Below are 8,587 nucleotides of genomic sequence, written 5' to 3' on the forward strand. Positions count from 1 at the left end.
CAACACCAGACGACCCCACAGTGCCTTGGGCTACCGCCCACCGGCCCCGGAAACCATCCTGCCAATGGACCAGAGGCCGATCATGCACTAACACTCAAACCGGACCACTCAGGTGGGGCTGGTCAGGAGAGCATCGCCGCCGCCCGGTTGGCCTGATAGGGCGTGTCGCGCAGCGCGTGATGGAAGGCCACCACATCGGCGCGGGTCACGTCCGTGATGCCCGTCGGCCCGAGGCGGGGCCGGATGAAGCGGCGAATGATGCTGCGATAGTCGCGCGCGGTGGCGGGCTTGCAATGCAGATCGACATATTCCTCCAGAAAGCGGTCGCAGAGCCCGGCAACGGTCGGCGCCCGGCGTCTGGCCTGTTTCTCGGCGGAAGGGTCGTCGCCGCAGGCCACGCTGCCCAGAAGCCGCCGGGCCTCCTTGCGCGCTGCCTCGGCGGTCAGAACGCCATGCCGCCCGATGGTGGTGCGGCGGGTGCGGCGTCCGACGCGGTACTGCACGATGTAGGTCTTGCGGCCCGACGGATACGCGCCCGCCGCATCGGCGTGGTTCCCCAGAGCCTTTCTGGCACACTCGATGCCGCGGGTGGGGGCATCCACCGCATCAGTTCAGGCCGTGACTTTCCCCTTGCAGTGCCGGTGAAAGTCTGTATCGCAGGGACCGATCCGACCTGGGAGCATGCATGCGCGCACTCTTCGAAATCGTCCATCCCGCCGACGTGCTGTTTTTCAAGAGACCGATGGAGGCGTTGCGGGCCCGAGGCGACGAGATCCTGGTCCTGTCCCGCCGCAAAGACATCGCCTGCGATCTGCTGGACGAGTTCCGAATCTCGCACCGACCGGTCTCGGCCGCCGCGACCGGGGTGATGAATCTTGCCGCAGAGCTCGCGCGTCGTGACCTCGCGGTCTACCGCGCCGCGCGGGCGTTTCGCCCAGACGTCATGGTTGGTTTCGGCGGTGTCGCGATCTCGCATGCGGGCCGCGCTGCGGGTATCCCGGCGGTCAGCTTCTACGATTCTGAGAACGCGACGCTCCAGACCCGCTTGACCTGGCCGTTCATTACCCATCTCTACGTTCCCAAGGCCTATGGCGGGGCCACGCCTGGGGGGCGGACCACCCGGCTGCCGGGGGTGAAGGAGCTGTCCTTCCTCCATCCCTCCGCCTTCCGGGCCGACCGCGCCACGGCACTTGCGGCGGGGCTCGACCCCGAGCGGGAGAATTTCTTCGTCCGTGTCGTGGCCTGGCGTGCCAACCACGACTTGGGCAAAGCAGGCTGGCCTGCCGATCTGTTGAGCAGCGTAGTCGCGCGCCTTTCGGAGGCGGGTGCAGTGCATCTGTCCAGCGAGACGCCGCTGCCGGATGACCTCCGGATGTATGCCTATCGGGGACCGAAGAACTCGGTGCATCACCTCCTCGCATATTGCCGAATGCTTGTGGGCGAGAGCGCGACGATGGCGAGCGAGGCGGCGGTCCTCGGCGTCCCCGCGATCTATGCCGGTCGTGATTTCCCTGGCTACACGCGCGAGCTGGAGGCGGCAGGGCTGATCCGGAACCTCGAGGGGGCGGAGGCGGGGACGCTCCTGCCTGCCATCGACCGGATGCTCGCCGTGCCGAAACACGAGACCGAGGCGGCCCGCGACCGCTATGTCGCCGCCTGCCCGGACTGGGGCGAGGCGGTGGTCGACGCGCTCGACCGGCACGGGGCGTGAGAGTGGGCGGACGATGAGTATATCGAAGCACAGCGGTCAGACCATCGCGGATATCATGCCGCTGCTGCAATGCCCCACAACCGGCAAGACGCTGGTTTGGGACGGAAAGCGCCGCTGTACGTCGGAAGCCGCTGACGGACAGGCAATCGAATATCCGGTCGTCAACGGACAGCTTGTTCTGGTCGACTTCGAAGAAAGTATCCTCGACAGAAGCGAAACGGTTACGAGGGAGGCAGCGAGCGTCATCGAGGACCGCCCCGAAAGGAAATCCTTCGTGAAGCGGATTTTGCTGGGCGAGAACGAGGTCGCCACGAAGAACGCGGCGCTTCTGCTCGAACGCATTCGCGTCAAGGGCGAGGAGAGCGTCGTTCTCATCGTCTGTGGCGGTTCGATCAATGTCGGTGCGAGCGATCTTTATGCCGCCGACGGTGTGCGGATTATTGCATTCGATATCTATTCGTCGGCGAACACGGATTTCGTCGCCGATGCGCATGCCATCCCCCTTCGGGACAACAGTGTGGACGCGGTCTGGATTCAGGCTGTGCTTGAACACGTGCTGACTCCGGCGACTGTAGCGGACGAGATATGGCGGGTTCTCAAGCCGGGTGGGATCGTCTATGCGGAGACCCCGTTCCTTCAGCCGGTCCACGAAGCTGGCTACGATTTCACGAGATTCACCGAAAGCGGCCACAGGCGGCTGTTTCGAAAGTTCGACCTGATCGACTGTGGAGTGGTTCGCGGACCGGGAACGGTGCTGTTCCAGATTCTCCGCTATGCTCTGGGCGCCGCCTTCGGCAACAGGCGACTTGGGTCGCGGATCGCCGCGCCTTTCTTCTGGCTCAGGTTGTTCGACCGGCTCGCCGACAGTGCCCATGCCAGGGATGCAGCCAGCGCGACCTACTTCCTCGGCACGCGGTCCGACACGAGGCTTCGTCCACGCGATATGCCTGGGTTTCACAGAGGCGTGCGCAATTGAAGCGAGACGCACCAAAAATAGCGTTCTGCGCCGGCACGTCCTGGTATCTGTGGAATTTCAGGCGGAACGTGATCCGGTATTTCACCGAACGCGAATGGCGGGTCTGCCTCCTCGCGCCCGAAGACGCCTGGACGGAGAGGCTGGCCGCGCTATCGGGTGCCAATCACATTCCGTGGCGCGTCTCGCTTGATGGAGCGGCAATTGTCGAAGAAGCCGGGTCGCTCTGCAGGTTGCATGGTGCACTACGCAGGGAGAGGCCAGACTTCGTGCTGAATCACGGCATTAAGGCGAATATCTATGGCGGCCTGTCCTGCCGGGCGCAGTCCATTCCCTACGCGAACGTGGTGTCCGGTCTAGGCATGAGGATTTCGAGGCCGGGGATCTTCGCGTCGGCGCTTGCCCGACTCTACACCTTCGCGTGTTCCGGCGGCGCGGCGCTGATCGTCCAGAACTCCTCGGATCTGGATTTTCTCCGGCAAAATGGGCTCTCGCCGCGGGTGCAGGTACGCCAGGTGATGGGCTCCGGCGTGGACCTTGCCCACTTCACGCCCGAGGGGGAGCCGGGACACGGGGAGCCATGCTTTCTTTTCGTCGGACGGCTGCAGGAGGACAAGGGAATCCGTGAGTTCGTCGAAGCCGCAGCGATGGTTCGTCGGGATTTTCCATCCGCCCGGTTCGTCGTGGTGGGAGACGCCCAGCACGCGAACAGCTGCGCGGTGGGCCACGATGTCCTCAATGGCTGGCGGCAGCAGGAAGTCGTCGAGTTCGTCGGCCGGCAAGAGGATGTTCGGCCATGGATTGCCAGCGCGACTACGCTTGTGATGCCGTCTCACGGCGGAGAGGGTATGCCCAAGGTTATCCTGGAGGCAGCCGCCGCAGGCCGTCCCACCATAGCCAGCGATGTGCCGGGGTGCCGCGATGCGGTCTTGCCGGGGAGGACTGGCTGGATTTGTGCCGCGAAGGACGCCGCGGCGCTCGCGGAGGCGATGCGCGAAGCCCTGCGGACCGACCCGGCCCGGCTGGCGCAGATGGGAACCACGGCGAGAGAGTGGGCGGTAGAGGCGTTCTCCGATGAGGAGATGGCGCGGGTCGCGTTCGAGCTGGCCGAGGCGTCGATGCGCCGGTCATCGTCCCTTACCTGAGCCCCCGCCGCATGTAGATCGCGATGCCGCGGAGCGGCGAGACCCGGAGGCCGAGGCTGCGGCGGGTGGCGATCCACATGCCGAAGGTCCAGGTGACCACGGCGGCTGACATGGCGACCGCCGCGCCGAAAGCACCGAGATGCGGGATCAGAAGGAGGCCGAGGAGGAGTTGCACGACCTGCGCCGCCCCGAGTGCCGCTGTCACGGTGCCGGGCCGGTCGGCCATATTGAGGAGGACGGGCAAGGGACCTGCGGCGACGAAGAGCGCCTGTGCGGCAGCCAGGAGGACGAGGCTGCCCCGCGCCGCGACGAACTCGGACCCGAACAGGCCAGTGAGCGGCCCGGCGAGCACGAAGAAGCCAAGCCAGATCAGCAGCGCGGCGGTGGTGGAGGCAGCCGCGGAGAGGCAGGCCAAACGCTCCAGCTCGTCTCGCCCCCCTCCTTCCCAGATCGCGGCAAAGCGGGGCGAGAGCGGTACGTCGATAGCCTGCCGCACGACCAGAAGCAGGGTGCTGAGCCGGAACGCGACCTGAAACAAGCCGGTCTGGTCCGGCGTGGACAGGACCGTGAGCATCAGTATCATCATCTCGGACTGAAGGCTGGCGAATAGGCCGGCGAGAAAGAACGGCAGGGCGTCTCTCAGGAGGCCTGTGCCAGAGGGAACGGTAGCGCGCCGCTCTGCCCTCGGCGGCCGCCCGAGGCGCACTGCTGTGACCATAGTGAACACAAAGGCGGCGGTGTTCAGCACGACGGCGGTTTCCGCGGTCATACCGATCGCGAGGGCCGCGATTACCACAGCGGTGAGGTAGAGCGCGGGGCGCAATGCGTCGAGCGGGGCCTGCGACCGGATCACGTCGCCCCGCCCGAGGGCTGCGCCCCGGAACAGGAGGATGAGTGCGATCACGGGCGCGAGCACGAAGATCCAGCGCGCGATGCCCGGAAGCGACGGCGCGGCGAGCGCGTACGCCACGATCCCCGCGAGACAACCGCCTAGGGTGACCGCGATCACCGAAAACCGCAGATACCCCCGCTCCGCCGTCGCGTCGCCGCGCAGACGGAAGCGGGCGATCTCGCGCACCGCAAGGCCGTTTAGGCCCAGCACCCCAATCCAGGCGGCCATCGTCGCGGCGGAGACCACGGCGACCACTTGGCCGTAGCTTTCCGGGCCGAGGAGGCGGGCAAGGATCAGCGTCTGCAGAAAGCCGAACCCAAGCGCCGACAGCCGGATTGCAAGAGTGACGATCGATCCGCGCGCGATCCGTCCCTGCGGCCAGCGCATCGCTCAGCAGTCCCAGACAAAGGTGGGATCGTCGCGTGTCACGGGCAGCGGTTCCCCATACAAGCGCAAGAGCAGAACTCTTGGAAGGCGGCCGAGGGACCCGCTCAATTTTTTATTCAGCATCATTCACTTGAGCTACAGATTCTCGCGTCGGACCGATATATTGTCTCGAGGCGCGCAACGTAGGCATCGACACTGTGCTGTTTCCAGTAACTTTCAAGTACACCGGTCATATCCATCTGTTTCTTGAGTGAAGCCACCTCCGTAATCTTTCTCGCTACAGCCTCAGGAGCCAGTTCGGATGCAATGAACCTAGGATCGGGGCAGCTTTGGCGAAGGCCCTCGATATTGTTGACAATTGTCGGGACGCCAAACTGTGCTGCCTCAATAACGACCAGTCCAAAGCCTTCCCAGTCCGATAAAAGCAAGCACATGTCTGCGGCTTGGTATAAACGGGCGACATCTTTGACGGCTCCGGCGAAGCTAACACGTTCCAGAAGCCCTAATTCCTCGGCCAATCGCCGTAGCTGGTCTTCGTCTTCTCCCGTTCCGGCAAGAACCAGGTCATAGTCATCCGGCAACCTCGCGAGCGCTTGTATTGCAATGTCCTGCCGCTTCGGTCTGGCCAGTGATGCGACCATTAGAAGTCTTGCTCTTCCGGACATCCTAGGCCCTGGTTCCGGCGCACCAGTCTTGAGATCAACACAAAAGTTCGTCAGCGCATGCAAACGGGGGACATTTCCGAAATAGTGTCGGATCGACCGCGCTGCTGCCGCATTTACCGCGATCGTTGCCTTTGATCGTCGACATGCCATCCATAAGAGCACCCTGTTCACAGGATTTTCCCAGCGAGCGTTGTAGTAGCTGTGGATCTGCATGACCGCCTTTCGCCCGAGAAGGTTGGCAAAATAGACGGCCGGGGCCATATGCAGGTGAAACACATCATACCGGCCCCGATTCGCGAGACAAAATAGCAAAGCGCGTATCAGACCTTTCTTTTCAATAATATGGCCTTTTCCGAGATCGAAGAAACTTCCGCTTCCATCAAAGACAAGGACGTTGTGATTTGGTTGTGTTCGCACCAATTCGGCAACCATTCTTTCTGCCCCTCTGGGCACATCCAGCCGTCGAATAACTTGAAGCACACGCGGCCGAGTAGCTGACTTTGGGTTGCCGTTCCGCATTAATAACCTTCTCTCGCCGCGCTCTTGGAAGTCGCCTTCAATCAGTCTCAATCTCGGTTTTTTGTGTTCGTTCGCTTTCAGCTACGCGAGCCGGATAGTCGTCGCCCAAAAGGGCGACCGCATCGTCGGCCTCGCGGTTGACCAGTATGTTGGACGCGCAGGCGGCTGCGGTGAAGCCCTTGGTGAACGGCTTGTACTGCCGTGCGCCGGGCGAGGTAGACATGGGCAAGGGGCGGACGCCGTAGTGCAACGTGAACCCACCGATCCGCGCGAGCGATCTGGTGAAGTCCCGAGCATAACTCACGTCGACGCGCTCCACCTCGTCCGAGATGCCGGGCGGGATGAGCGCGTTCTGCAGGTCGCCGATGTAGCCGCAGCGGAAGGGCCGGTCCTTTGCACCGCCGGCCATCGCAAGCCGAGGGTCGTAGTGGTGGTGTCGATGCTGTCGAGCCCGATCCGCGCGCCGCGCTGCCGCAGGGGGGCTATATGGTCGGACGTCAGGCCCTTGGCGGCTGATTTGACGAAGACGACGACCGATTTCGCCGGAACTGAGAGGGCGACGGTCCGCATGGCCAGCGGCGACAGCAGCCCGGCGTGGAACGGGACCACCCGGATGTGCAGGTCGTCGGACAGGTGGGGCTTGATCAGTGCCGCGAGCTGATCGCCGCGCATTACGGCCGATCCCAGATGGCGAAAGGGCTTTCCCGCGCGCCTTACGAGGACCAGGTTCTTGCCGGCGATCTTCCTAACTCCCGTGCAGTTAACGCAGGGCATTATCCGGGAATTCCGCCCGTATGGCAACAGAAACCGGCAGTCCCGCGGCTCCAGAAACTAATCTGCGGCTGCGGAATCAAACTCGGGCGGCAAGGCTGCCACCGCTATGAGCGAAAGGCCGACTCACAGCAGCGCGCATCGTGGGACAGCCGCACCTGCATCCGTCCGCTTGCCGCCCTTCCAAACCTGGTCAAACAAACGCTTTTGGACCTCGCGCCCGGCCTCGTCGGTCCGGGCAGGCGCGTCATTGAACTGCATTGCCCGTTCACACGGTCGCCTTTTGACAATGCCCAAACCTGCAGTTTATCGATGGCGCCTTACAGCTCTGCGATCGCAAGTCTTTATGTTGTCGATTGACAACTTAGCTTAGAAAGCCTATATCATGACCCGTAAGCCGCACAAGTCCAAGGAGATCGAGGCTGTGCTGCGTGAGCTGGAAGCCTTGGGGTGGACGGTCACTTTGCGTTCCGGGCGCGGGCATGCCTGGGGCCTAATCAGGTGCCCGAACAACGATCCGGACTGCCGGTGCGGTGAGTTTTGTCAGATGGGCGTCTGGTCGACGCCGCAGAATCCGGGCCGTTTTGCCCGGCAGCTGAGGAACCGGGCGCTTGGATGCACAAAGCTCGGCAACGCCGATGAGGGCGCTCAAGAGGATGGATGACATGGCAGAAATCGAATTCGAACTGGTCTTCGCCCTTCCCGAAGGCGAGCACGATGCATTCGAGCTGATGGACGCTGTCTTCGAGGCCGGGTTCGAGGACGCCATCGTCGGAACTGGTGTGCTGGGCATGATCGGGATCGCGCTGGAAGCGTCCAGCGATCAAGCCGAAGACGCCATTCTCGATGCGGCGCGCGCGATCCAGAAACAGCTGCCTGCTGGGTCTGTGCTGCGCGAGGTGCGCCCGGACCTGGTCAGCCTTGCCGATGTGGCCAAGCGGCTCGAAGTGACCCGTCAGTCGCTCCAGAAGCGCAAGATGCCTCTGCCCAGCCAGGGCGGTCTGTTCCGCATGGAAGAGGTAGCTGTCGTCATCATGGAAGCCATGCAAGCCAAGGGCGCTGGTGCCCGCAAGGGGCGCTTCGCTGTCGAAAAGGCCGGGAAATGGCTGAGTGCCGGCAAGCCCGCACGCCGGGTCAACGCCGGGCTCGCCGTCGGCGTGATCGACGGCGCGACACTCGAAATCCGTGAGGACGCCAAGCATTTCATTTATGCGGATAGGCCTGTAGGCGAACCTCAGAAAGGCGCTGGCGCGGCCTGACCTTTAAAAACGCTCTTGTTGGGCGAGAGGTGCGCTTGCCAATCTATAGCATGGCAAACGACCCGTAACTGCCAACCTACAGCTTGGCATCACAGCCCGTGTGTCATCCCCCGGTCCATCTCGCGATCCCGCCCCTCTAGCTCCGTCTCAGCCTCTCTTCGGCGGCCTTCGCTAAGCTCAAGCTCTTCTGCAACTGATCGTCCAGCGCGTTGTAGGTCGCCTCTTCGTTCAACAAGCCCCGCAAGGCCGTCATTGATGCGGCCTG

Annotated in this window: 11 protein-coding genes; 6 read left to right on the plus strand and 5 right to left on the minus strand. The window is 63.3% G+C overall.

Annotated elements, in window-relative coordinates; translation table 11 throughout:
* Positions 1 to 122: 122 nt before the first annotated feature.
* Complete coding sequence (locus tag DDZ14_RS18750) at positions 123 to 602, minus strand: integrase arm-type DNA-binding domain-containing protein (protein ID WP_109426505.1); 480 nt, start codon at positions 600 to 602, stop codon at positions 123 to 125.
* Positions 603 to 685: 83 nt separating this feature from the next.
* Here DDZ14_RS18750 and DDZ14_RS18755 point away from each other — a divergent pair, with 83 nt between their 5' ends.
* The 3 genes from DDZ14_RS18755 to DDZ14_RS19580 are packed head-to-tail and all read left to right on the plus strand — an operon-like array spanning position 686 to position 3,829.
* Positions 686 to 1,711 (plus strand): hypothetical protein, encoded by a 1,026-nt coding sequence (locus tag DDZ14_RS18755; protein ID WP_109426506.1) that lies wholly within the window; start codon positions 686 to 688, stop codon positions 1,709 to 1,711.
* A gap of 13 nt (positions 1,712 to 1,724) precedes the next feature.
* Entirely contained in the window at positions 1,725 to 2,687 is a 963-nt protein-coding gene (locus DDZ14_RS18760; RefSeq protein WP_158275569.1) for a class I SAM-dependent methyltransferase, read from the plus strand.
* Complete coding sequence (locus tag DDZ14_RS19580) at positions 2,684 to 3,829, plus strand: glycosyltransferase family 4 protein (protein ID WP_158275570.1); 1,146 nt, start codon at positions 2,684 to 2,686, stop codon at positions 3,827 to 3,829. Before DDZ14_RS18760 ends, DDZ14_RS19580 begins: the two co-directional genes overlap by 4 nt.
* Here the strand turns inward: DDZ14_RS19580 and DDZ14_RS18775 are convergent.
* The 4 genes from DDZ14_RS18775 to DDZ14_RS20335 all read right to left on the minus strand — a co-directional run bounded on the left by DDZ14_RS18775 (position 3,822) and on the right by DDZ14_RS20335 (position 6,964).
* On the minus strand, positions 3,822 to 5,108 hold the full coding sequence (locus DDZ14_RS18775) for a lipopolysaccharide biosynthesis protein (protein WP_109426509.1): 1,287 nt from the start codon (positions 5,106 to 5,108) through the stop codon (positions 3,822 to 3,824). The genes DDZ14_RS19580 and DDZ14_RS18775 overlap by 8 nt on opposite strands.
* 122 nt (positions 5,109 to 5,230) lie before the next feature.
* On the minus strand, positions 5,231 to 6,205 hold the full coding sequence (locus tag DDZ14_RS18780; protein WP_158275571.1) for a glycosyltransferase family 4 protein: 975 nt from the start codon (positions 6,203 to 6,205) through the stop codon (positions 5,231 to 5,233).
* 124 nt (positions 6,206 to 6,329) lie between these two features.
* Positions 6,330 to 6,701, minus strand: a complete 372-nt coding sequence (locus DDZ14_RS18785; protein ID WP_109426511.1) for a hypothetical protein — start codon at positions 6,699 to 6,701, stop codon at positions 6,330 to 6,332.
* A complete protein-coding gene (locus tag DDZ14_RS20335; RefSeq protein WP_369915376.1) occupies positions 6,593 to 6,964 on the minus strand; it encodes a hypothetical protein in 372 nt (123 codons plus the stop codon). Before DDZ14_RS20335 ends, DDZ14_RS18785 begins: the two co-directional genes overlap by 109 nt.
* Between DDZ14_RS20335 and DDZ14_RS19585 the strand changes: the two genes are divergently transcribed.
* From DDZ14_RS19585 to DDZ14_RS18800, 3 genes are read left to right on the plus strand one after another with little or no spacing between them, the layout of a single operon-like run.
* Positions 6,887 to 7,423 (plus strand): hypothetical protein, encoded by a 537-nt coding sequence (locus DDZ14_RS19585; RefSeq protein ID WP_146193199.1) that lies wholly within the window; start codon positions 6,887 to 6,889, stop codon positions 7,421 to 7,423. The two genes, DDZ14_RS20335 and DDZ14_RS19585, sit on opposite strands and share 78 nt — an antisense overlap.
* Positions 7,424 to 7,448: 25 nt before the next feature.
* Positions 7,449 to 7,727 (plus strand): hypothetical protein, encoded by a 279-nt coding sequence (locus DDZ14_RS18795; RefSeq protein ID WP_199221379.1) that lies wholly within the window; start codon positions 7,449 to 7,451, stop codon positions 7,725 to 7,727.
* A gap of 1 nt (position 7,728) precedes the next feature.
* Entirely contained in the window at positions 7,729 to 8,322 is a 594-nt protein-coding gene (locus DDZ14_RS18800; protein WP_109426513.1) for a hypothetical protein, read from the plus strand.
* The last annotated feature ends 265 nt before the right edge of the window (positions 8,323 to 8,587 follow it).

The organism is Maritimibacter sp. 55A14, from assembly GCF_003122205.1.
Classification (GTDB): domain Bacteria; phylum Pseudomonadota; class Alphaproteobacteria; order Rhodobacterales; family Rhodobacteraceae; genus QEYE01.

Bases quoted from the DNA above. Each gene is read 5' to 3' on its own strand.
- DDZ14_RS18755 (WP_109426506.1), top strand. From the start codon at position 686: ATGCGCGCACTCTTCGAAATCGTCCATCCCGCCGACGTGCTGTTTTTC.
- DDZ14_RS18760 (WP_158275569.1), top strand. From the start codon at position 1,725: ATGAGTATATCGAAGCACAGCGGTCAGACCATCGCGGATATCATGCCG.
- DDZ14_RS18775 (WP_109426509.1), bottom strand. From the start codon at position 5,108: ATGCGCTGGCCGCAGGGACGGATCGCGCGCGGATCGATCGTCACTCTT.
- DDZ14_RS18780 (WP_158275571.1), bottom strand. From the start codon at position 6,205: ATGGTTGCCGAATTGGTGCGAACACAACCAAATCACAACGTCCTTGTC.
- DDZ14_RS18785 (WP_109426511.1), bottom strand. From the start codon at position 6,701: ATGGCCGGCGGTGCAAAGGACCGGCCCTTCCGCTGCGGCTACATCGGC.
- DDZ14_RS20335 (WP_369915376.1), bottom strand. From the start codon at position 6,964: ATGCGCGGCGATCAGCTCGCGGCACTGATCAAGCCCCACCTGTCCGAC.
- DDZ14_RS18795 (WP_199221379.1), top strand. From the start codon at position 7,449: ATGACCCGTAAGCCGCACAAGTCCAAGGAGATCGAGGCTGTGCTGCGT.
- DDZ14_RS18800 (WP_109426513.1), top strand. From the start codon at position 7,729: ATGGCAGAAATCGAATTCGAACTGGTCTTCGCCCTTCCCGAAGGCGAG.